Origin of the sequence: Rhodococcus sp. HNM0563 (assembly GCF_012726195.1) — a bacterium.
Lineage (GTDB): Bacteria > Actinomycetota > Actinomycetes > Mycobacteriales > Mycobacteriaceae > Rhodococcus.
In genome coordinates this window covers 365686-389228 of the sequence record NZ_JAASAF010000001.1, presented here as the reverse complement: position 1 = coordinate 389228, position 23543 = coordinate 365686, and the positions used below count along the sequence as shown (strand labels likewise).

The following is a 23543-nucleotide window of genomic DNA, read 5'->3' as shown; positions in this document are numbered from 1 at the left end:
TCGGCAGCCCTGCAGAAACGCAGCGGCCCGGTGCACCGTGTGGTGCACCGGGCCGCCGGAAGCCCGGACCGACTATGCGGTTTCGGTGATGGGGCGATCGACCCAGCTCATCAGGTCGCGCAGCTTCTTGCCGGTGACCTCGATCGGATGCTCGGCGTTGGCCTTGCGCAGACCCTCGAGCTCGGTGTTGCCGTTCTCGACGTTGGCGACGAGACGACGGGTGAACTCACCGGACTGGATGTCCGCGAGGATCTCCTTCATGCGCTCCTTGGTGCCCGCGTCGATGACCCGCGGACCGGAGAGGTAACCACCGAACTCCGCGGTGTCGGACACCGAGTAGTTCATGCGGGCAATGCCACCCTCGTACATGAGGTCGACGATGAGCTTGAGCTCGTGGAGAACCTCGAAGTAGGCCATCTCGGGGGCGTAGCCCGCCTCGACCATGACCTCGAAACCGGTCTTGACGAGCTCTTCGGTGCCACCGCAGAGCACGGCCTGCTCACCGAACAGGTCGGTTTCGGTCTCTTCCTTGAAGGTGGTCTTGATGACGCCGGCGCGGGTGCCGCCGATGCCCTTGGCGTAGGACAGTGCCAGCGCCTGACCCTCGCCCTTGGGATCCTGGTGCACTGCGATCAGAGCCGGAACGCCCTTGCCGTCGACGAACTGGCGACGCACGAGGTGACCGGGGCCCTTCGGCGCGACCATGCCGACGGTGACGTTCGCCGGAGCCGTGATCAGGTCGAAGTGGATGTTGAGGCCGTGGCCGAAGAACAGCGCGTCGCCGTCCTTCAGGTTGGGCTCGATGTCATCCTTGAAGATCGACGCCTGCGCGGTGTCGGGAGCGAGCACCATGATGACGTCGGCCCACTCCGAAACCTCGGCGGGGGTGCCGACGGTCAGGCCCGCTTCTTCGGCCTTGGCCCGCGACTTGGAGCCCTCCTTCAGGCCGATGCGAACCTCGACGCCGGAGTCGCGCAGGCTCAGCGAGTGCGCGTGCCCCTGACTGCCGTATCCGATGACCGCGACCTTACGGCCCTGGATGATCGACAGGTCGGCGTCGTCGTCGTAGAACATCTCGACTGCCACAGTGGTTACCTCTTTCAGAAAATATGGGTGTGTTCAGGCTAACGGGTCGCCGTGATGGACTTCGGACCGCGTCCGACCGCAACGACTCCGGACTGCACTATCTCGCGGATGCCGTGCGGTTCGAGCATGCGCAACAGCGCATCGAGCTTGGACCGGGTGCCGGTGGCTTCGATGGTCAGCGACTCGGGCGAGACGTCGATCACCTTGGCGCGGAACAGGTTCACTGTCTCGATGACCTGTGTGCGCACGCTGGCATCGGCGCGCACCTTGATCAGCAGAAGTTCGCGGGCGACAGATGCCTCGTCCTCCTGCTCGACGATCTTGATGACGTTGACGAGCTTGTTGAGCTGCTTGGTGACCTGCTCGAGGGGGAACTCGTCGACCGTCACCACGATCGTCATCCGGGAGATCTCCGGGACCTCGGTGCCACCGACGGCGAGCGATTCGATGTTGAAGCCGCGCCGCGAGAACAACGATGCGACTCGGGCCAGCACGCCCGGCTTGTCCTCGACGAGGACACTGAGGGTGTGGCTCGTGCTCACTTGTTTTCCTCCTCGGCGGCAGCCTGCTCACTGCGCGCACGGTCGCGCTCGATGGTCTCGTGGATCACGGTGGGGTCGTCGGCGGAGTCGTCGTCGAACAACGGACGGATGTCGCGGGCAGCCATGATCTCGTCGTTGCTGGTTCCCGCAGCCACCATCGGCCACACCTGGGCGTCCTTGCCGACAATGAAGTCGATGACAACGGGACGGTCGTTGATGGCCTGGGCCTGGCGGATCGCGTCCTCGACGTCTTCCTCGCGCTCGACACGGATGCCCACGCAGCCGAGCGCCTCGGCCAGCTTCACGAAATCGGGGATACGCAGGGTATGCGTGGACAGGTCGGTGTTCGAATACCGCTGCTCGTAGAACAGCGTCTGCCACTGGCGCACCATGCCCAGGTTGCCGTTGTTGATCAACGCGACCTTGATCGGCACACCTTCGACCGCGCAGGTTGCGAGCTCCTGGTTGGTCATCTGGAAGCAGCCGTCGCCGTCGATCGCCCAGACCTCGGCCTCGGGCTTACCCATCTTGGCACCCATCGCAGCGGGCACCGCGTAGCCCATCGTGCCGAGGCCACCGGAGTTCAGCCAGGTACGCGGCTTCTCGTAGTCGACGAACTGCGCAGCCCACATCTGGTGCTGACCCACACCTGCGCAGTAGATCGCGTCAGGTCCGGCGAGCTTGCCGACGGCCTGGATCACGTACTGCGGCGAGAGAGTGCCGTCGGTATGCCGGTCGTAGGACAGCGGGTACGTGCTACGGAGGTCGTCGAGGTAGACCCACCACTGCCCGTACTCGAGCGTCGTGCCTGTCGCGAGGTCGGCACGGACCGCTTCGAGCAGCTCGACGATGACCTCCTTGCAGTCACCGACGATCGGCACGTGGGCGTGCCTGTTCTTGCCGATCTCCGCCGGATCGATGTCGGCGTGGATGACCTTGGCGTCGGGAGCGAACGTGTCGAGCTGACCGGTGACGCGGTCGTCGAACCGGGCACCGAGAGTGATGAGCAGGTCGCTCTTCTGGAGCGCCGCCACGGCTGCGACGTTGCCGTGCATGCCGGGCATCCCGCAGTGCAGCTCGTGACTGTCGGGGAATGCACCACGCGCCATGAGTGTGGTGACCACGGGGATCCGGGTCAGCTCAGCGAGCTCGAGCAGCTCCGCGGAGGCGTCGGCCTTGATCACACCGCCACCGACGTACAGGACGGGGTTCTTGGAATCGGCAATCAGGCGCGCGGCCTCGCGGACCTGTTTGCCGTGCGGCTTGGTGACGGGACGGTAGCCGGGCAGATGCATCTCCGGCGGCCAGCTGAACGTGGTCTGCGCCTGCAGGATGTCCTTCGGTATATCGACGAGCACAGCGCCCGGCCGACCCGAGGACGCCAGGTAGAACGCCTCCGCGAGGATGCGGGGGATGTCGGTGCCTTCGGTGACGAGGAAATTGTGCTTGGTGATGGGCATCGTGATGCCCGAGATGTCGGCCTCTTGGAACGCATCGGTACCGATCAGCGGACGCCCGACCTGGCCGGTGATTGCAACGACCGGGACCGAGTCCATCTGCGCGTCGGCGAGCGGGGTGACCAGGTTGGTCGCGCCCGGGCCGGACGTCGCCATGCACACACCGACCTTGCCGGTTGCCTGCGCGTATCCGGTCGCCGCGTGGCCTGCGCCCTGCTCGTGACGGACGAGCACGTGGCGCACGCCCTTCGAGTCGAAGAGCGGGTCGTACACGGGAAGAATCGCACCACCGGGAATACCGAATACCGTGTCGACCTCGAGCTCTTCGAGAGCCCGGACTACGGCCTGGGCACCGGTGACCCGCTCGGGGGCTACCGAGCGTCGGCCGGCGGGCTGTGTCGCGGCCGCTGCGGGAGTCGGGCTTGCAGACCCCGGCTTCCGCGGCGAGGGTTGAGGACGTGCGGTTGGTGCGCTCACTACGAATTCCTCTGATTCTGGCTCCGGGCAACAAAAAACCCTCGTCAGCATTGTGCTGTACGAGGGTGGCGCGTCGTGGGCGAGTTGCAATAAGCGGCTCAGGCGACGACGCGCCGGCCGATTACGAGCAACCCATTCTGATTCACGCGATCGACGGTAGGCGCGTGGAGTAGAACAGTCAACTTGGTTCGGTCACTGTCCCAGAATGTGAGATGCCATGGCTGCGGTGAGAAGATGGTGAGGTGTCATCTCCACAGCAGCCCGTGCCACCGAGCCCATCCTCCCACACTCCCGAGCCCACGACCGAACCGACGACGCAGGTCATCCAGATCTCGCGGCTTTCTTTCCTCGCGTGCGGCCTCCTGTTCCTCGCGGTGCTGTCCCCCGCAATGGCGTGGCCCGCCGCCTTCTCGTGGATGCTGGTGATCCCAATCCTCGTCGTCGCATGGGTACTGCGGGTACGCACCGTCGTCGGACCCGACGGCATAGTCGCGCGCGCGACGTTCTCGACGACGAGAATCGGCTGGGATTCACTGAAAGGCATCCGATTCCCCAAACGCGGCTGGGCACGCGCGACCCTCACCGACGACACCGAGGTCGCCCTTCCCGTGGTCACTTTCGGGCGCCTGCCTCAACTGGCCGAGGCCAGCGGCGGACGGATCACCGACCCGTACGCGGCAGCTCGGGAGGCTGAGCTCGCGGAAGCGGACAAGGAACCGGAGGACGACGACGTGATATCCGATACACCGGCCGAGTCCGAGTCGGATCCGGGTAGCAAATAGCACGGGAGTAGATTCGAACTCGTCGCGCCCCAGTCCCGTCACAGCCCGGCAATCGGGGCGCACCAGGTCAATGCGCCGCACCACAAAGCCCCGTCAAGGAAGTCAGCCCATGCCCCCGTTGAGGTCACGCACCACCACCGTCGGACGTAATGCAGCCGGCGCGCGCTCCCTGTGGCGCGCCACCGGCCTGACCGACTCCGATTTCGGCAAGCCGATCGTCGCCATCGCGAACTCGTACACCCAGTTCGTTCCCGGCCACGTCCACCTCAAGGACGTCGGTGAGATCGTCGCCGACGCCGTACGGGCCGCGGGTGGCGTCGCACGCGAGTTCCACACGATCGCCGTCGACGACGGCATCGCCATGGGCCACGGCGGAATGCTGTACTCGCTTCCGAGCCGCGAGATCATCGCCGACTCGGTCGAATACATGGTCAACGCACACACCGCCGACGCACTCGTGTGTATTTCCAACTGCGACAAGATCACACCCGGAATGCTCAATGCGGCCATGCGCCTGAACATCCCGACGGTGTTCGTCTCCGGCGGGCCGATGGAGGCAGGCAAGGCCGTCGTCGTCAACGGTGTGGCGCAGGCACCCACCGACCTGATCACCGCGATCTCCGCGTCCGCGAGTGAAGCTGTCGACGATGCCGGTCTCGACGAGGTCGAGCGCAGCGCGTGCCCCACGTGCGGTTCATGCTCGGGCATGTTCACCGCGAACTCGATGAACTGCCTCACCGAGGCACTCGGTCTCGCATTGCCGGGCAACGGATCGACTCTCGCGACCCACGCGGCGCGTCGTGCGCTGTTCGAGCGGGCGGGCACCACCGTCGTCGAGGCGGCACTGCGTTACTACCGCGACGAGGACGACTCGGTCCTGCCCCGCAACATCGCTACGCCCGCTGCGTTCCGTAACGCGATGGCCCTCGACGTCGCCATGGGCGGTTCGACCAATACGGTGCTGCACACCCTCGCCGCGGCGCAGGAAGGCGAGGTCGACTTCGATCTCTCCACGATCGATGCGATCAGCCGCAAGGTGCCGTGCCTGGCGAAGGTGTCACCGAACTCCGATTACCACATGGAGGATGTGCACCGGGCCGGCGGAATCCCCGCGATCCTCGGTGAACTCCGCCGCGGCGGACTGCTCGAGACCGACGTGCACACCGTCCACACCGAGAGCTTCGATCAGTGGCTCGACGACTGGGACATCCGCTCCGGCAAGGCCACGGACGAAGCACTCGAACTCTTCCATGCCGCTCCCGGCGGAGTGCGCACCACCGAACCGTTCTCGACCGACAACCGCTGGTCGTCGCTCGACACCGACGCCGTCGGCGGTTGCATTCACGACATCGAACACGCCTACACCGTCGAGGGCGGACTCGTCGTGCTGCGCGGCAACATCGCCCCGGACGGCGCGATCCTCAAGACCGCAGGCATCGACGAAGACCTCTTCCACTTCGAGGGCCCCGCCTTCGTCGTCGAATCCCAGGAAGAAGCGGTCTCGGTGATCCTGGGCAAGAAGATCAAGCCCGGCGACGTCGTCGTCGTGCGCTACGAGGGACCTGCCGGCGGCCCGGGCATGCAGGAGATGCTGCACCCCACGTCGTTCCTCAAGGGTGTCGGACTCGGCAAGGTGTGCGCCCTGATCACCGACGGACGCTTCTCCGGCGGTACGTCGGGGCTGTCCATCGGTCACGTCTCCCCCGAGGCAGCGTCGGGCGGCGTCATCGGCCTGATCGAAAACGGCGACCGGATCCGCATCGATGTGGCGACCCGCGCCCTCGAGGTGCTCGTCGACGACGATGTGCTCGCCGAGCGTCGCGCGAAGATGGAGGCATCGGAGCGTCCGTGGCAGCCCGTCGACCGTGAACGCACGGTCTCGAAGGCACTGCGCGCCTACGCGGCACTGGCCACATCCGCAGACAAGGGAGCGGTCCGGCAGCTGCCGTAATCCCTCAGCTGAAGAACAGGCCGCCGCGATCATCCGATCGTGGCGGCCTGTTCTCGTCCGGACGGGCTCAGCGGCCGAAGATCCACAGACACACACCCGCCGCGACCCCGAGCAGCAGCGCAACGAACGACCCGAGGAACGGGCGGGTCGCCCACTTGCGGGGGCCGTCCACTGCGATCCGGCCCGGGCCGGTGAGGGTGAGCGACACCGCGGCGGCCACGAGAAGCGCTTCGAATTCGAATCCCGTCTGCTCGCTCGCGAAGAACTGCAGACCGGGTTCGAGTTCGTGTTTGAACAACACCGCGTTGATCATGATCGCGACTATTGCCGCTGCGGCAAGTGGCGTCAGCAGACCCAGTACGAGGAAAGCACCCGCCGCGAGCTCACCGGCAGCGGCGACGATCGCGAGAATGTTCGGCTGCTGGTATCCGGCCTCTCGGAGTGTCTCCTCGAACCCGTCCAGGCCGGGACCTCCCCACAGGCCCACCAGCTTCTGCAGCCCGTGGACGATGAGGATTCCGCCGACCGCGAGCCGCAGGATGAAAAGGCCCAGGTCGAGAGTTCCGCGACGGGCTTTGACGACGGGCGGTTGCCCGGTGTCCACCGGACCCGCCGCAGCAGGCTGGTGAATCTGCTCGGTCGGCGCCGCGTAGGGCGCGCTGTACCCGGAATTGTCGAGTGCTGAGTTGTCGAAGCCGAGATCGTCCTCGGATTCGAGCATCGAGGGACGTTCCCGGCGCATCTGCAACGTCGGGTCGTCGAAGGGACTCGAACCTGTGTCCGGCTCGCCGCCGGTTTCCTTGTCGGCCACGGTTCCAGGGTAGGTCTCCGAGCCGCCCGTACCCGGCATACGCGCCGCCGCGCGTCGTCCCGGTAACGTTTGCTGCATGACGAGGGGCGCGCGGTCGGCAGGTTCGTGGAAGATACGTACGAGCGCGGTGGCCCTCGCAATCGGGGTGCTTCTCGTTCCGTCATGCGCACAGTTCGACGACGCAGCCACCACCCCGTTCACCTCCGCCCCGTCGTTCGACGCGGGGGGCATCGCACCCGAGCAATCACCGAGCACGACCACCACACCGAGCACACCGCCGGTCCCTCCTGGACCGTGTGTCGATCCCGATCCCGCAGTGATCGCTACCTGCCTCGATACCACCGGCGGTCTGATCGCTCTCCCCGACGGCAATTCCGCGCTCGTGACCGAACGGCGCACGGGCCGTATTCTGCGGGTCACCGTCGGTGAGGAACCCGTCGAAGTGGCGACTGTGCCCGTCGACGGCTCGGGAGACGGCGGGCTGCACGACGTCGTTCTGTCGCCCACGTACAACGAGGACCGCCTGCTCTACGCCTACATCACCACGCCATCCGACAATCGGGTGGTGCGAATCGCGGCGGGCGACGTTCCCAAGGACATCCTGACCGGGATCCCGCGCGGCGCCACCGGAAATGCGGGGGCACTCGAATTCGTCTCGCCGACCGAACTCGCGGTCCTCACCGGCAATACGGGGGATCCGGCCGCTGCGGACAACCCTTCATCGCTGGCCGGAAAACTCCTGTCGCTTCCGCTGCCCGCGCCCGGCGCAACCGCGGCACCGACCGTCACACTGTCCGGTGTCGGTGAGGCCGGAGACGTGTGTCGTGACCCGAGCGGCAACCTGTGGATCACCGACCGCACCGTGCTCGAGGACCGGTTGCAGCGGGTGAGCATGGACGGCGCGGCAGCAGCCGGGCCCGCGTGGACCTGGCCGGAGAAACCCGGAGTCGCAGGATGTGCCGCGTCCCCCGAGGGTCTCGCGGTGTCACTCACGGGAGGGAAGGCCGTGGCAGTACTGCCGATCGATCCCGGAACGGGTGCTGTGACGGCCGCGCCGACCGTCACGCTCGAAGACCGCTACGGCATGCTGCGTGGTGCGTCCGCCGGACCCGATGGCCTGCTGTGGGTTTCGACCGTCAACAAGTCGGGCGACGAACCCGGGCCCAACGACGACCGCGTCATTCGGATTCAGTTCCCCGCCGGTGGTGGCGGATTCGACTGACGGTCCGCGCCGGCGGTTTCCCGACGCTCGGGTAGCAGCCCGGCAAGCGTCGGCATGATCAGCACGGTGATCGCTCCAGCGGCGACCAGGATCGACGCGCTGGCAGTGGACATGTGCCCCGCCGACACCGCGACACCCGTGACCGCGACGATGAGCGGCAGACCTGTCGTGGAATACAACGCGATCTGCAGCTGCTCGGACGTGGCGAACCGAATTCCGTTCTCACCCCGATCGAATCGCGACGCGACGAACACCGGCACCCCGCGCACGAGCACCAGGAGCACGAGGAATGCGATCAGCACTCCGGGTTCGCTCGCGACCGCGCCTACGTCGATGGCCATTCCGGAGGTGACGAAGAAGACGGGGATCATGAATCCGTATGCGAGGCCGTCCAACTTCGACTCGAGCTGCTCATCGCCCTTGGGAACTGCCCGGCGCAGAATGAAGCCGGCAGCGAACGCGCCGAGGATCACATCGAGATCGAACACTGCGGCCACCGCAATCAGTCCGACAAGCAGCAGCATCACCAGCCGGACCGGTGTCTGTGCGGTGGTGTCCGATGTACTGCGGACGAACTGCAGAAACTGCGACCCCTCCCGCAGGGCCCATCGGGGCAGGACCGCGACGACCACGGCTACAAGGGCGAACACGGCCAGGACGATGAGGGATCCGAGCGCACCGCGCGTCCCCAGCAGCACTGCCATAGCGATCACCGGAAGGAGCTCACCGACCGCCCCGTGGTTGAGCACCGAGCGGCCCAGCCGGGTCGCGACGAGACCGCGGTCGGCGAGGATCGGCAGCAAAGTGCCCAATGCCGTTGACGTGAGTGCGATTGCCACAGCGACGCCGGCATGTACGACACCTGCCGAAGACAACACCGCGACCGCACCGGCGGCGAGACCGAAACACACCATCCAGGTGATGAGTGCGCGGCGTCCACCACGCCCTGTCAGTTCCTTGGGGTCGATCTCGTAGCCCGCGAGCAGGAACAGCAGTCCCAGTCCGAGTTCGCGCAACATCTCGATCTCGCTGTCGACCGACGCGATCCCGAGCGCGTACGGCCCGATCACGACTCCGGCGGCGAGCAGCAGCACGACCTCGGGTACGAGTCGACGCGGCAGCACACCGGCAATGAGCGGCGCGAGGACCGCCGCCACCGTGATCCAGAGGAGCGAGGTGGCGACGGCAGCGTCCATGGATCGCTACATTAGCGACCCAAGATCAGCTGCACGCGGCGATCACGAGTTCCTTGACGCGGGCAGGGTCGGCCTGTCCACGAGTTGCTTTCATGACGTCGCCCACGATCTTGCCTGCGGCCGCAACCTTGCCCGAGCGGATCTTGTCGGCGATGTCAGGGTTCGCGGCAAGTGCCTCGTCGACGGCGGCCTGAAGCTTGCTGTCGTCGCGCACGACGACGAGTTCGGGGTGCGCCTCGAGGATCTGTGCGGGCTCGCCCTCGCCTTCGAGAACGTAGTCGACGACCTTGCGCGCGAGCTTGTTCGTCAGCTTGCCCTCGGCGACCAGCGCGATGACCTGTGCGAGTTGCGCCGGGGTGATGGGCAGCTCGACGAGTTCGACGCCGCGGGTGTTCGCCTGCTGAGCGAGGTAGGCAACCCACCACGACCGTGCTTCGGACGCGGGCGCTCCGGCCTCGGTGGTCGCGATGACCAGTTCGAGAGCACCCGCGTTGACGAGATCGCGCATCTCCTCGTCCGAGACACCCCAGTCGGCCTGGATACGCGCGCGGCGCAGCCACGGCAGCTCGGGCAGGGTTGCGCGCAGCTCCTCGATCCATGTGGCGTCCGGCGCGACCGGCTCGAGATCGGGCTCCGGGAAGTACCGGTAGTCTTCGGCGGTTTCCTTACGGCGACCGGGAGACGTCGTGCCGTCGGACTCCTGGAAGTGGCGGGTCTCTTGAATGACCTCGCCGCCACTGGTCAACACGGCGGCCTGGCGGCGCATTTCGTAGCGGACAGCGACCTCGACGGACTTGAGCGAGTTGACGTTCTTCGTCTCGGTGCGGGTGCCGAATTCCTTCGCACCGATCGGCATGAGCGAGATGTTGGCGTCGCAGCGCATCGAGCCCTGATCCATCCGGACGTCGGACACATCGAGTGCCTTCAGCAGATCACGCAAGGCCGTGACATAGGCGCGAGCCACCTCGGGGGCACGCTCTCCTGCGCCGGTGATCGGCTTGGTGACGATCTCGACGAGCGGAACACCGGCGCGGTTGTAGTCGAGCAGCGAATGGCTGGCACCGTGGATACGTCCGGTGGCGCCGCCGACGTGCAGCGACTTGCCGGTGTCCTCTTCCATGTGGGCGCGCTCGATGTCGACTCGCCAGGTGGTGCCGTCGTCGAGAACGACATCGAGGTAGCCGTCGGTGGCAATCGGTTCGTCGTACTGCGAGATCTGGTAGTTCTTCGGCTGATCCGGGTAGAAGTAGTTCTTCCGCGCGAACCGTCCCCACGGGGTGATCGAACAGTTCAGCGCGAGGCCGATTCGGATTGCCGATTCGACCGCCTGCTGGTTCACCACCGGCAGGGCACCGGGAAGGCCGAGGCAGACCGGGCATACCTGCGTATTCGGCTCGGCGCCGAACTCGGTCGGGCACGGGCAGAACATCTTGGTGGCGGTGTGCAGCTCGACGTGCACCTCCATGCCCATCACGGGCTCGAACTTCGCGAGCACGTCGTCGTAGGCGAGCAGGTCAGCAGACACGGAGGCAGTCATGCTCACGATTTTAGACGGCCACCGGTGTCAGCCGAAGATGACCCGCATCTCCTGGTAGCGCTCGTCCGGGACGTACTTGGGATCGGCGAGCGCCTCCTCGAAACCGACTCGGGCGATGTCTGTGCCGTGCAGGGCGACCATATGCCCCCATTCTTCGTCTGCCACCAGGTCGGTGACGGCCATCCCGAGCCTGGTGGCGAGGACCCGATCGAACGCGGTCGGGACGCCACCGCGCTGGATGTGCCCGAGCACCGTCGCACGCGTCTCGATCCCGGTGTGTTCCTCGATGAGCGGTGCGAGCACCTCGGCGATGCCACCGAGGCGGGGCCGGTCGAATCCGTCGAGTCCCTTGGTGGAGTGGGCATGCGTCATTTCGGGCAGGGTGAAACCTTCCGCGACGACGACCATCGGTGCGCGACCCCGGTCTCGCACACTGGTGACCCATTCGCAGATCTGCTCGAGACTTTCGGGTTGTTCGGGAATGAGAATGGCATGCGCTCCCCCGGCAGTGCCCGAGTGCAATGCAATCCATCCGGCGTGCCGTCCCATCACCTCGAGCACCATGCAACGCTTGTGGGAGTTCCCGGTGGTCCGAAGTCTGTCGATCGCGACGGTGGCGATCTCGACAGCAGTGTCGAAGCCGAATGTGTAGTCGGTGCGGCTGAGGTCGTTGTCGATCGTCTTGGGAACCCCCACGATCCGGATGCCTTCCTCGAACAGACGTTTCGATGCGGACGCGGTGCCTTCACCACCGATGGCGACGACCGCGTCGATACCGAGCCGGTCGAGTGTGGCCTGAATGTTCTGCGCTCCCCCGTTCGGTCCCTGATACGGGCCGAATCTGCTCGTACCCAAGATGGTGCCACCCTGCTGGGCGAGGCCCCGAACCCGGCTGCGATCCAAGGGGATCACGTCACCGTCGACAAGCCCCCGCCAGCCGTCGAGAAATCCGACGAACTCCTGGGCGTGCACCTCGGTTCCCTTCAGGACCGCCCCGCGGATCACCGCATTGAGTCCGGGGCAATCGCCGCCGCTGGTGAGAATGCCGATCCTGGTCATTCGCCGAAACCTTCCGCCGCGTGGAATCGTGCCGTCTCGACATCCTGCCCGCTGAGGGCACCGACGGCATGTCGATCGGACATCACCACAGTTCCCGCGACCCTGCCCGCTTCCCGCGGCAGCAGCTGCTGATGTGGGAAGCCGACGACCGCGCGGGAAGGTTCAGCCCGGAGTGACGACACCGGATTCGTAGGCGAGGACCACTGCCTGAGCGCGATCGCGGAGGTGCAGTTTGCCGAGCACCTTCCCGACATGGGTCTTGACCGTCTGCTCTGCGACGAACAGTTTCGCGGCGATCTCCTGATTCGACAGGCCGTGTGCGATGAGTTCGAGAACCTCGAGTTCACGCGGGGTCAGGACGTCGAGCGCACGGGCGCGACCACGCGCAGGCGCACGCCGACTGGTGACGTCGGCAATGAGTCTGCGGGTGACCGTCGGCGCGAGCAGCGCCTGTCCCTCGGCGACCACGCGAACGGCCCGGACGAGTTCGTCGGCCGGCGCATCCTTGAGCATGAACCCGCTTGCACCCATTCCAAGTGCCTCGTACACGTACTCGTCGAGGTCGAAGGTCGTGAGCATCAGCACGCGAGTCTTCGGTTCGCGTGTGTCGGCGAGGATCCGACGTGCCGCGTCGAGACCGTTCATTTCGGGCATCCGCACGTCCATCAGCACGACGTCGGGGCGCAACCTCGCCACTTCGGACACCGCGGTGCGCCCGTCGGGCGCATCGCCGACTACGCTGATGTCGTGCTGCGCCGCGAGCAGCGCACCGAAACCCTGCCGCACCATGGCCTGGTCGTCGGCGATGAACACCGTGGTGGGTGCGGACGCTGGGGCGAGGGAGGTCGGCTCGGTCACGGCCACAGCCTAGTACCGCATTCGTGCGTTGATCTTGTTGCAGCCCCGGCGAGTGCGGTTCGGGGAGGACTGCGGACGCGTCATACTGCGACGACCGTAGGCAGCACCGCGTGGACCTCGAATCCGCCGTCGGGTCGCGGATGCGCAACGAGCCGGCCACCGACCGTTGCTGCGCGCTCTCCCATACCCCTGATGCCACTGCCCCCGTTCCGATCCGACAGCACCACCGCCTCCACGGCCTCCGTACGCGGGCCGTTGGTCACGGCCATCTCCACTGTGCCGGGGCTCCATCGGATGCGGACGTCGACCGCTGCACCCGGAGCATGCCGAGCACTGTTGGTCAACGATTCCTGGAGGATCCGGTACACCGCCAGACCCACACCGTCGCTGACGCCGACCGGCTCACCGGTGATCTCGGTGTTCAGCCGCACACCGGCACGTTGCGACGCGGCAAGCAATTCACCGATTCGCTCGACGCCGGGTTGCGGTTCGTTCTCCGGGGTGTAACCGTCACTGCGCAGTACACCGAGCAGGCTGCGCACCTCATTGAGTGCTTCGCGGGCGGTCGCGCCCAGGGAGTCGAATTCGGCTCGAACCTCGTCGGTGACGTCGGTCAACCGATAGGGGGCACTCTGCGCTTGCACGACAACCATCGACATGTGGTGGGCGACGATGTCGTGGAGATCGCGCGCGATACGCGCTTTCTCCTCCAGTACCGCGCGGCGCGCGCGCTCGAGTTCGCTGACCTCCTCCTCGTGGGCCAGTTGCCGCCGCGAGATCACCAACCAGCGCACCAGTAGACCGAACACGACGAGGGCGGTGAGCCCCACCATCCAGCCCCATCCGTCGTCTCCCGGCATGTACAGGAAGAACAACAGCACCGTCGCGATCCACACCACGAGCACGACGCGGATCTCTTCCAGAACGGACACGGCGAGGACGAGCGCGAGGAGCACGATGATGTGCACTACCTGCCAAGGGTAGGTGTAGTCCCCGACCCTCTCGAACGCCAGCGGGATCACCAGCGCGGCGAGTGCGGTGACAGCCCAGCCCAACGCCGGGCGGCTGAACACGAACACGAACGGGAACACTGCGAAGCCGGCGACGAGCGGCATCAGCTGCGGCATCGTGTCGTGGGTGAGTGGCAGTGTCGGCCACGCAACCGCATACAGGATCAGCGTGACGACGACTGCGATGACCGTCGGCCAGCGACCGCGTCCCAGTTTCGCAGTGGTCTTCACTGCGGAGGTCGCTCCGGTACGCATCATCGTTTTCACGCCCTCCACGCTAGGAGTACGTGTCTTGCCTGTCCTCATACCTGAGAGTGAGTTCGCAGCAACCCTGCGGTATGAGGATGGCTTCCCGGAACCACTCCCGCGCGTGATCCGGCGTGGTGGAGGTCGTTCATACCGTCTGAATCATGATCAACCGAACCGCAACACGCCGCACGGCGGCCACCGTACTACTCGGTGCCGGGGCCGCTCTCTGCGTCGGTGCCGCATCCCCCGCGAGTACCGCTACGACCGCGGACCCGGCAGTTGCGGCTACCGTCGCCGCACTTGTGGCCGACGATACTGTCGGTGCGCTCGCGGCGTTCCCGGACGGCTTCGCCGAGGTCATGGGATACCACCCGTCGATCGAACCGGGCAACACCATCGACGGTGTACTCACCGACCCGGACGGTGACTGCTCGTCACCTGTCGCGCTCCCCTCGGATTTCGAACCTGCGTGCCGTAGCCACGATCTCGGGTACGACCTGCTCCGGTATGCACGCGACATCGGCGGCGAGCTCGGGCCGCAGGCCCGGCGCGACCTCGATGCGCACCTGCAACGGAACCTCAACGCCGCGTGCGCGACCGGGGCGAGCGAAGCGACGGGGGATGTCACCGAGGCGAGCGAAGCGACGGGGGATGTCACCGAGGCGAGCGAAGCGACGGGGGATGTCACCGAGGCGAGCGAAGCGACGGGGGATGTCACCGAGGCGAGCGAAGCGACGGGGGATGTCACTGCCGGGGTGGAACCGCGGTGCGACGTGATGGCGGGAATCGCCTCTGCGGCGGTGCAGATCAACTCGTGGCGCCAGGGTTACCGCCTGCCTGAATCCGAGTCGCCGGTGCCCTATCTGGCTGCAGCCGGTGCGGCGGTCGTCGCGGGCAGCACTTTCCTGAGGAGGACGAACCGGTGACGATCGACCTGACCCACCCCGCACCGGCGGCTGATAATCCGGGTGGGGATACCCCACACCCTCGTACCCTATTCCCTCACAAAGCTTTCGGACCCCGCCTGGGCTCGACTGTGGCCGCGACCCTCGCGGCTGTGGTCTCGCTCGCACCGTCGCTGTTGCCGAGGGACTCCCTCACCCAAGGGGTCCTCACCGGGGTCCTCATCGCAGTCGCACTTGCAGTCACGGCGTTGAGTCGACGCCTTGTGCCCCATCGGGTTCGAGCGCAGCACGGTCCACGCGAGGCGGAGGCTCGCTGGCTCGCAGCAGCAGTCGCGACTGCAATGGTCGCGGTGAGTGCGACGTGGGCGCATCACTGGCAGAACGCACTTCGTGCCGCGATGGAGGTGGCACCGATCGGATTGCACTACTGGCTCGAAGTACTCGCCGGAGCCGTCGTGACGGCATCGATTCTCGTGGGAGGCGCCACAGGCATCCGCACCCTGGTCCGAATGGCCGGTCGTACGCGCTCGATCGCGGCATTGGCGACGGCAGCGATCCTTCTCGCGTGGGGTATCACCTCGGTCGTCTCCCCGTCGCCGGATACGGCATCGGCATCCACTCCGGTAGCCACGCTCGACCCTGGGGTGTCCGGCTCCCCCATCTCACTGGTGAACTGGAACAGTCTCGGCACGCAAGGGCGACGATTCGTCTCGATCGAATCCTCGGGGTCGCCCGTGCGGGTCTACGTCGGGTTGGCTGCAGCCGCAGACGATGAGTCGCGCGCGGCGCTCGCGGTCCGGGAACTCGAACGCACCGGCGGGTTCGAACGGGAGCACCTTGTCGTCGCGATTCCCACCGGGTCCGGGTGGGTCGATGCCAATGCTGTGCAGGGATTCGAGGACCGCTGGGGCGACGACGTCGCCATCGCGGCACAGCAGTACTCGGACACGCCGAGCTGGGTCACGTTCGTCTTCGACCGCGACGCAGCCTCCCGGTCCGCCCGGGCGCTTGTCTCTGCCGTGCGCGAGCACATCGCCACGATGCCTCCCGATCAGCGACCCGACCTGCACGTATACGGACAGAGCCTCGGCTCGATCGGTGGCAGCGCCGTGTTCGACGACATCCAACCGGGCCTGTGCGACGCACTGTGGGCGGGTCCGCCGGCCGGATCGGTGCGCACCGACGGGGCGACGGTGCTGGCGAACACGTCGGATCCCGTCGTGTGGTGGCAGCCGTCGCTGTTGTGGTCGCCACCGGATCTGTCGCGTGCGGTGCAGGACGCGCCCGTACCGACGTGGCTGCCGGTGGTGGGGTTCCTGCAGACCACCGTCGACCTGTTCACCTCACTCGACTCGGCTCCAGGACACGGGCATCGCTACGGAACCGAACAGGCGCAGTGCGAACCGGCGGTGTCGTAGCCGCGCCGATGCGAACCGGCGGTGTCGTAGGCACAGGCCCACGGCACCGCCGGTCGGTCGATCGGAAAAGTCAGGCGACGATCGGTCCGCGGGCAGCTTCGAATGCCGCTCCGACACGGTAGAGCCGCTCATCGGCCAGCGCGGGAGCCATGATCTGCAGCCCGACGGGCAGTCCGTCGTCCGCCGACAGGCCCGATGGCACCGACATCGCGCAGTGACCCGCCAGGTTGGTCGGCAGGGTGCACAGGTCGGACAGATACATCGCGAGCGGATCGTCGACCTTCTCGCCGAGCTTCCACGGGGTGAACGGGCTCGTGGGCGAGACCAGGACGTCGACCTGTTCGTAGGCCTTGTCGAAGTCCTGCGCGATGAGCGAACGCACCTTAAGCGCCTGACCGTAGTAGGCGTCGTAGTAGCCCGACGACAGTGCGTAGGTGCCGATCATGATGCGACGCTTGACTTCCTTGCCGAATCCGGCGGCGCGGGTCGCGGCCATGACCTGCTCGGCACTCATCGAACCGTCGTCGACGCGCATGCCGTACCGCATTGCGTCGAAACGAGCGAGGTTGGACGACACCTCCGAGGGCAGGATCAGATAGTAGGACGCGAGTGCGTACTCGAAGTGCGGACACGACACCTCGACGACCTCGGCACCGAGCTTGGTGAGGGTCGCCACGGCAGCGTCGAACGACGAAATCACACCGGGCTGGTAGCTGTCGGAATGCAGTTCCTTGACGACGCCGATCTTCATGCCCGACAGGTCGCCGGCTGCACCCTGTCGCGCGGCCTCGACCACGGGACGAACCGCTGCGTCGACGGAGGTGCTGTCGCGAGGATCGTGTCCGGCGATCACCTCGTGCAGCAATGCAGTGTCGAGAACGGTGCGACCGCACGGACCACCCTGATCGAGCGAAGATGCGCACGCAACGAGACCGAAACGCGACACCGTGCCGTACGTGGGTTTCGTCCCGACCGTCGCAGTGACGGCTGCAGGCTGACGGATCGAGCCGCCGGTGTCGGTGCCGATGGCGAGCGGCGCCTGATACGACGCGAGAGCGGCCGCGGATCCGCCACCCGATCCGCCGGGGATCCGCGTGGTGTCCCACGGGTTGCGGGTGGGTCCGTACGCTGAGTTCTCGGTGGATGATCCCATCGCGAACTCGTCCATGTTGGTCTTGCCGAGAATCGGGATACCCGCCTGACGGAGCTTCGTCGTCAGTGTCGCGTCGTAGGGCGAGACCCAGTTCTCGAGGATTTTCGAGCCGCACGTGGTGGGCATGTCGGTGGTGGTGAACACGTCCTTGAGCGCGATCGGAACGCCCGCGAGGGCCGACGCCGGCTTCTCGCCTGCAGCCACCGCACGGTCGACGTCGGCTGCGGCGGCGAGTGCCTGCTCGGAGCCGACGTGCAGGAACGCGTTGTATTCACCGTCGACCTCGGCGATCCGGTCGAGGTGCGCCTTCGTGACCTCCACGGAGGACACCTCGCCGGCGTGGATGCGTGACGCGAGCGTGGCGGCGTCGAGTTTGGTGAGATCGGTGCTCATTCGCCCTCCCCCAGGATCTGCGGGACGGCGAAGCGTCCTTCTTCGACAGCGGGAGCGCCGGACAGAGCCTCGTCGGGCGTGAGTCCGGGCAGCACGACGTCGGCACGGGTCACGTTGGTGACTGCGTTCGGGTTCGCCATGGGCGCCACATCGTCCGCGGCAACCTCGGAGACCGCCTTGACGTGGCTGAGGATGGAATCGAGCTGGCCGGAGAACTCGTCGAGTTCCGCATCGGTCAGCGCAAGGCGGGACAACCGGGCGAGGTGCGCAACCTCGTCACGGGAAATGGCAGGCACCGTAGGTGGCCCCTTTCCAGTGGTGATGGATCATCTGGCGTTCGAACGTCCTGTCCAGGGTAATGCCCCACCGTGGCGGCCGTGTACTCGGTTCGGGCACCACCCGAATCGGCCCGCTGCATTGCACATGGGGGAAACCTTTGTTTCATTCATGTGACGCCGCCACCTATGACCGGGCATTTTCCGGCGCTAGGTCACGATTCCCCCGACGAGCGTTCCTACGCGCGCTGCGCGAGTGAAAAGATGGACGATGCCGGGGGTTCCGACTGCTGTCATGGTTGTGCGACCTGCACCCCTGGGCCGGCGTGTTCACGCGTCGGCGAAGAATGTGGGAAAGGACGCACGTGTCGTACCTGCTACGTGTCCAGCTTCCCGACCGTCCCGGTAGCCTCGGCGCACTCGCGTTGGCTCTGGGTTCGGTCGGCGCAGACATCCTGTCGCTCGACGTGGTCGATCGTGGTGCCGGCTTCGCCATCGACGACCTCGTGGTCGACGTGGAACCGGGGAAGCTGCCCGACACTTTGATCACCGCCGCGGAGGCCTTGGACGGCGTCACCGTCGACTCGATCCGCCCGTACGCGGGCATCCTCGACACTCACCGCGAGCTCGAGCTCATCGATCAGGTTTCGGCGGCACGCGACGACCGCCTGCAGGTGCTCGTGGATGGCGCGCCTCGTGTACTGCGGGTGAGTTGGGCCACTGTCCTCGGAGTCGGGGCGCACGGCACGTACCGCATCGTCGGAAGTCCCGGGGCTCCGGAAACACGGCCCGCCGACACCCCGTGGATGCCTCTCGAGAAGCCGGCACTGCTCGATCATGAAGCCGAGTGGGTGCCTCGATTGTGGCGGGACATGGACACGATGCTCGCGGCGGCGCCCCTTGGCAGATCGGATCGAGTTCTCATGCTGGGAAGGCCGGGCGGTCCCGAATTCCGGCCATCGGAGGTTGCGCGGATGGGCTACCTCGCGGGAATCATCGGCACGGTGCTCGGCTGACTTTTCAGTCGAGCACCAACCGGCGAGCAACCGCGATCGCGTCCCGACGGGAGTGCACACCCAGTTTGCGGTAGAGCGACCGCAATTGGGTCTTGACGGTATTGAGACTGACGAACTGTGCCTCAGCGATCGTCCCAGCATTGCCACCTGCGACCAGTGCTTCGAGAACTGCCGATTCCCGCGGGGTCAGCCGCACCGTCGGCTGTGTCGTGCGAAAGGTGCCGAAGTCGAGCGCGATCTGTTCCAGATCGACCGGGAGGTCGACACCGAGATCCGTGATGTTCCGAACCATCGACGGAGCAAGGCCGGTGAACGGCCTCAGCATCCCGGTCTGTCGCGACAGCGCGGCGGCACGGAACATGCAGCGGCGAGCATCGTTTCGCCTGCCCAGCGCGCATGCTGCTGCCGCGCCGACAACGGCCAGCTCCATCGACACCCGCGGTGGGCAACTCGGGTCGTCGCGATAGTGATGCCCGATGGCCTCGGCGCCTGCGGGATCGCCGGCGAACAGGCGGACCCGTGCACGCGCAGCTGCCGTGAGCGTGTCGGTCGACCGCGCCACGACTCGCCGAGCCTCGTCCGGGCGACCGATCGCCAGATTGAGGTCAGCGCGGACCGCATCGAGCAAGTGGCCGGACATCCCGCCGTACAACCGGGAAAAACGCTTGATCTCGGACTCGATGTACTGCAGGCCGTCGGCGGGCAGTCCGGCGAGAAGTGCATGCTGCCCGTTCGCATACAGAGTGAATGCCCAGCCCTCCTCGTTGTCATCGGGTGATCCCAGCTCCGTGAGGATGTCGAACGCGCCATCCGGATCGAGTCGGTCCAGGGCGACGAGTGCCGACGCGACCAGGCCAGGTGGCCTCACGATCGCCTCCTCGTCGGCAGGCAGCGGCTCATGCCGATGCTCCTCGTCGATCCAGAGTCGAGCGTCGGTGATCGAACCATGTAGCGCGTGGGTCAGCGCGAGCACACCCGCTGCGGTTCGCTCCACGAAGGTGGCGCTTCCGAGACGATGAGCGAGCCGGAACAACACCGGCGCGTCATCGATGCGGCCCGCGAGCAGAAAGGTGAACCCGATGTGCAGGTGATCAAGGGCCCCGGCGTTCGGCGTGGCGACATCCGGGTCGTCGGATGCCCGCACCAACTCGCCGGCAACATCCTCACATGCCGCGGCCGCCTCGGCGAAGTGACCTCCGAGGCGCAGATCGATCGCTCGCATCAGTGTTGGGGCAGGCTCCGGCAAGGAGGGGGGAGGACACTCCCGGTCGCCGATCGACCCAGGAATGTCGTGGGGTTCGGTGAGCCGGCGATGCAGCCGCCGGATTGCCGCCACTGTCGGATTGTTCTCGACGACTCCGACAGGAATCCTGTTCACCAGGGCCTCGCTGACGGTGAGAAGGAATCCACCCGAGTACAGGGTGGCCCAATGTTCCTCCACTATCGTCACCGCACATTCCCAACTGCCACTTTCCACCGCCTGCACGAGGGCATTGTGTGCGTTCGAGTGCTCCAGCCAGAATCGGATCAGAGCGGTCCGGGCGCCCCGGAGTTCGTCGGAGCATTCGGCCTCGGCCGAGCGTAAGAGCGATTCTCGAACGGCGCCGGGGTACGTCCGCATCGACAGGTCGGTTCCCGGTTCCGATTCGACCATTCCGGCAGACTCGAGTACGTCGACGAATTCCACGGGGTCCACCACCGAAGGCAATACTCCCGCGGACGAAACTCCCGCAGACGAAGCGAGCGGAGTCGCGATGGCGGCCGACATCAGAACGGATCGAAACTGCGACGCAAGCAGGGGGTCGATGGCAATGGCTCGCAGAATTGCGGTGTCGACAGCGGTGTCCATGAGGCGATCGATACGATTCTCGCCGTCCGGCACCTGCACACTGTCCGCTTTCAGCACCTCGCATACGGCAGCGATGAGCGCCGGTGACCCTCCCGTGCGTCGCACGATTCGCCGAACCACGCGAGAACCGTGCGGCACCGCGGATGCGCGCAGAAAAGCGCTGGCCTCCCCATCCGTGAAGGCAAGTACATCCGAGGTGAGCATCATCCGGTCGGGAACACTGTCGACGTAACGACACCATTGTCCCGCAACTCGTGTTGTGACAACAACTCTCAACCGCGGGCACCGGGCGAGCAGATCACCGACATGTTCCTCGGCCGACTCGACGGCACCTATTCCGTCGAGAATCAGCACAATCGGGCGGTGCTGCGCGGCGAGAAACGAACGCAGCTCCTCGAAACCAGCACCGCAGTGGTCCAGCGGCGCACTACCGAGGTATGCGCACACGGAGCGTAGGACGCCAGACCAGTACTCGTCCTTCGTCACATCGGCCGATGGCGCCTCCACGAAGACCGGGACTGCAGCGGAAACGGGATCCGCCATGAGCCATGTGCGAACCAATGTGGTCTTACCGGCGAATCGGTTGCCGTACACCACGATCAAGGTCGCCGAACTCGACAACAGTGAGAACAGCCGGCTGCGAAACAGTGGCAGTATTTGGGGCACCTATGCGAAATCCTCCTGCTCAGAAGGTGCGCAACACCCCCGCAGGCCCGCATCTTCAATCCCGTAATCGAGCTTATGCACAGCGTAACAACAATGGGGACGAATTACCGTGATACGGAGCGAATGCAGAAATCCCTTTGCTCGCGACCGATGTCGAACATATTCACCCGGCCGATACACCGGAGCCCTCGCAGCGGACAGCGACGCGCGGGAAGGCAACAAGGCGAACGACCTCCCCGCGCCGACGATCAGTGCGCGAAACCCTGCGCGGTATGCCCGGTGCCCACACCTGCGCGCAGTCGATCGACGACATCCGTGATCGCTTCGGACAACTTGTACGCGAGGTCGCGACTGAAGCCCTCCCGCAGGACCACCCTCAACACAGCGATTTCCTCGGCGTCGGCGGGCATGGTGTATGCGGGAACCTGAAATCCACGAGCGCGCAGTTCGTGGGAGATGTCGAAGACCGTGAATCCCGGATCACCCACCAGCCGGAACGAGAGAACGGGTATCGCCGACCCATCCGTGATGATCTCCATGTCGTCGATTCCCGAGATCTCGCGCGACAGCATCAATGCGGTGTCCCGCAGCGACTCCATGATCTGGGTGTAGCCGGCGACCCCGAGCCTGATGAAGTTGTAGTACTGGCCGACCACTTGGTTACCGGATCGGGAGAAGTTGAGCGTGAAGGTCGGCATGTCCCCGCCGAGATAGTTGACGCGGAACACGAGTTCCTCGGGGAGGTGTTCCTTCGAACGCCACACAACGAATCCGATGCCCGGATAAGTCATTCCGTACTTGTGTCCGCTGACATTGATCGAGACGACCCGAGGAATCCGGAAATCCCACTCCATCTCCGGGTGCAGGAAGGGTACGACGAACCCCCCGCTCGCCGCGTCCACATGCAACGGGACGTCCGGACCCCCACCGGCAGCAATCTCGTCCAGGGTCTCGGCGATTTCCGAAACCGGTTCCAGCTCTCCGGTGAAGGTCGTCCCGAGAATTGCCACCACACCGATGGTGTTCTCGTCGACGGCATCGCGGACCTGCTCCGGAGTGATGACATACCGCCCCTGCTCCATGGGCAGATACTTGGGTTCGACGTCGAAGTACCTGCAGAACTTCTCCCAGACGACCTGAACGTTGCTACCCATGATCAGATTGGGCCTGGCGGAGTCCTGACCCGCCGCGGCGCGCTTCTGCCGCCACCGCCATTTGAGCGCGAGGCCCGCCAACATCACAGCTTCGGACGACCCCACGGTAGAGACGCCGGTCGCCGAAGCCGGATCGGTCGGGGACAGACCCTCGGCATGAAAGAGTGCCGCCACCATATTCACGCACCGGGTCTCGATCTCTGCCGTAGCCGGGTACTCGTCCTTGTCGATCATGTTCTTGTCGAAGGTTTCCGCCATGAGGCGGTCGGCCTGTGGATCCATCCACGTGGTCACGAACGTCGCCAGGTTCAGGCGCGAGCTTCCGTCGAGCATGAGTTCATCGTGGATGAACCGGTAGGCCGCCTCGGGCTCGGTTTCCATCTTCGGGAGTCGAAGCGCCGGAATCGGGTCGGTTCCGAGACGACCTGTGTAGGCGGGCGCGAGCGTCTCCGAAGGGGCGGCAATGTGATCTGACAT

At 65.8% G+C, this 23543-nt stretch carries 20 protein-coding genes; 7 read left to right on the top strand and 13 right to left on the bottom strand.

All coding sequences use genetic code 11. The features are described 5' to 3' along the window. Positions 1-72: 72 nt before the first annotated feature. The 3 genes from ilvC to HCA61_RS01860 are packed head-to-tail and all read right to left on the bottom strand — an operon-like array spanning position 73 to position 3562. Positions 73-1074 (bottom strand): ketol-acid reductoisomerase, encoded by a 1002-nt coding sequence (ilvC, locus tag HCA61_RS01870; protein WP_206039570.1) that lies wholly within the window; start codon positions 1072-1074, stop codon positions 73-75. Between the two features lie 50 nt (positions 1075-1124). Continuing rightward, entirely contained in the window at positions 1125-1628 is a 504-nt protein-coding gene (ilvN, locus tag HCA61_RS01865; protein WP_169686092.1) for an acetolactate synthase small subunit, read from the bottom strand. Continuing rightward, positions 1625-3562, bottom strand: a complete 1938-nt coding sequence (locus HCA61_RS01860; protein ID WP_169686090.1) for an acetolactate synthase large subunit — start codon at positions 3560-3562, stop codon at positions 1625-1627. The genes ilvN and HCA61_RS01860 overlap by 4 nt, the downstream gene beginning before the upstream one ends. 263 nt (positions 3563-3825) lie before the next feature. Here HCA61_RS01860 and HCA61_RS01855 point away from each other — a divergent pair, with 263 nt between their 5' ends. Both HCA61_RS01855 and ilvD read left to right on the top strand, forming a co-directional pair. After that, positions 3826-4344, top strand: coding sequence for a PH domain-containing protein (locus tag HCA61_RS01855; protein ID WP_169686838.1), 519 nt, complete (start codon positions 3826-3828; stop codon positions 4342-4344). A gap of 109 nt (positions 4345-4453) precedes the next feature. Further along, entirely contained in the window at positions 4454-6295 is a 1842-nt protein-coding gene (gene ilvD, locus HCA61_RS01850; protein ID WP_169686088.1) for a dihydroxy-acid dehydratase, read from the top strand. Positions 6296-6362: 67 nt separating this feature from the next. Here the strand turns inward: ilvD and HCA61_RS01845 are convergent, their stop codons facing one another. Beyond that, positions 6363-7106 carry a DoxX family protein gene (locus HCA61_RS01845; RefSeq protein ID WP_346777466.1) on the bottom strand — a complete coding sequence of 248 codons (744 nt, stop codon included), beginning with the start codon at positions 7104-7106 and terminating at the stop codon, positions 6363-6365. Between the two features lie 76 nt (positions 7107-7182). On the opposite strand from HCA61_RS01845, the gene HCA61_RS01840 reads away from it, so the two are divergent. Continuing rightward, a complete protein-coding gene (locus tag HCA61_RS01840) occupies positions 7183-8328 on the top strand; it encodes a PQQ-dependent sugar dehydrogenase (protein WP_169686084.1) in 1146 nt (381 codons plus the stop codon). Here HCA61_RS01840 and HCA61_RS01835 read toward each other — a convergent pair. The 3 genes from HCA61_RS01835 to HCA61_RS01825 are packed head-to-tail and all read right to left on the bottom strand — an operon-like array spanning position 8295 to position 12120. After that, positions 8295-9524, bottom strand: coding sequence for a cation:proton antiporter (locus HCA61_RS01835; RefSeq protein ID WP_169686082.1), 1230 nt, complete (start codon positions 9522-9524; stop codon positions 8295-8297). The genes HCA61_RS01840 and HCA61_RS01835 overlap by 34 nt on opposite strands. A 25-nt stretch (positions 9525-9549) precedes the next feature. Then, the gene (gene gatB, locus HCA61_RS01830) at positions 9550-11061 is read right to left on the bottom strand and encodes an Asp-tRNA(Asn)/Glu-tRNA(Gln) amidotransferase subunit GatB (RefSeq protein ID WP_169686081.1); all 1512 of its coding nucleotides are present in this window, start codon (positions 11059-11061) and stop codon (positions 9550-9552) included. A gap of 27 nt (positions 11062-11088) precedes the next feature. Further along, positions 11089-12120, bottom strand: coding sequence for a 6-phosphofructokinase (locus HCA61_RS01825; protein ID WP_169686079.1), 1032 nt, complete (start codon positions 12118-12120; stop codon positions 11089-11091). A gap of 20 nt (positions 12121-12140) precedes the next feature. Between HCA61_RS01825 and HCA61_RS01820 the strand changes: the two genes are divergently transcribed. After that, a complete protein-coding gene (locus HCA61_RS01820) occupies positions 12141-12296 on the top strand; it encodes a hypothetical protein (protein WP_169686077.1) in 156 nt (51 codons plus the stop codon). Here HCA61_RS01820 and HCA61_RS01815 read toward each other — a convergent pair. Further along, complete coding sequence (locus tag HCA61_RS01815) at positions 12283-12978, bottom strand: response regulator transcription factor (RefSeq protein WP_308198780.1); 696 nt, start codon at positions 12976-12978, stop codon at positions 12283-12285. The genes HCA61_RS01820 and HCA61_RS01815 overlap by 14 nt on opposite strands. Before the next feature lie 80 nt (positions 12979-13058). Then, the gene (locus HCA61_RS01810) at positions 13059-14246 is read right to left on the bottom strand and encodes a histidine kinase (RefSeq protein WP_169686836.1); all 1188 of its coding nucleotides are present in this window, start codon (positions 14244-14246) and stop codon (positions 13059-13061) included. Between the two features lie 152 nt (positions 14247-14398). Between HCA61_RS01810 and HCA61_RS01805 the strand changes: the two genes are divergently transcribed. Continuing rightward, on the top strand, positions 14399-15163 hold the full coding sequence (locus tag HCA61_RS01805; protein WP_169686075.1) for a hypothetical protein: 765 nt from the start codon (positions 14399-14401) through the stop codon (positions 15161-15163). Positions 15164-15294: 131 nt separating this feature from the next. After that, the gene (locus HCA61_RS01800) at positions 15295-16560 is read left to right on the top strand and encodes an alpha/beta-hydrolase family protein (RefSeq protein ID WP_247273508.1); all 1266 of its coding nucleotides are present in this window, start codon (positions 15295-15297) and stop codon (positions 16558-16560) included. Between the two features lie 70 nt (positions 16561-16630). On the opposite strand, the gene gatA is transcribed toward HCA61_RS01800, so the two are convergent. Continuing rightward, positions 16631-18106: an Asp-tRNA(Asn)/Glu-tRNA(Gln) amidotransferase subunit GatA gene (gene gatA, locus HCA61_RS01795; RefSeq protein ID WP_169686074.1), complete on the bottom strand. Its 1476-nt coding sequence runs from the start codon at positions 18104-18106 to the stop codon at positions 16631-16633. Beyond that, positions 18103-18402: an Asp-tRNA(Asn)/Glu-tRNA(Gln) amidotransferase subunit GatC gene (gene gatC / locus HCA61_RS01790; RefSeq protein ID WP_169686072.1), complete on the bottom strand. Its 300-nt coding sequence runs from the start codon at positions 18400-18402 to the stop codon at positions 18103-18105. The genes gatA and gatC overlap by 4 nt, the downstream gene beginning before the upstream one ends. Positions 18403-18746: 344 nt before the next feature. Here gatC and HCA61_RS01785 point away from each other — a divergent pair, with 344 nt between their 5' ends. Continuing rightward, a complete protein-coding gene (locus tag HCA61_RS01785) occupies positions 18747-19397 on the top strand; it encodes an amino acid-binding protein (RefSeq protein ID WP_169686070.1) in 651 nt (216 codons plus the stop codon). A 4-nt stretch (positions 19398-19401) separates the two neighbouring features. On the opposite strand, the gene HCA61_RS26725 is transcribed toward HCA61_RS01785, so the two are convergent. Both HCA61_RS26725 and HCA61_RS01775 read right to left on the bottom strand, forming a co-directional pair. Beyond that, complete coding sequence (locus tag HCA61_RS26725) at positions 19402-21912, bottom strand: helix-turn-helix transcriptional regulator (protein ID WP_169686068.1); 2511 nt, start codon at positions 21910-21912, stop codon at positions 19402-19404. A 248-nt stretch (positions 21913-22160) separates the two neighbouring features. Beyond that, positions 22161-23543, bottom strand: a complete 1383-nt coding sequence (locus HCA61_RS01775; RefSeq protein WP_169686066.1) for a glutamate decarboxylase — start codon at positions 23541-23543, stop codon at positions 22161-22163.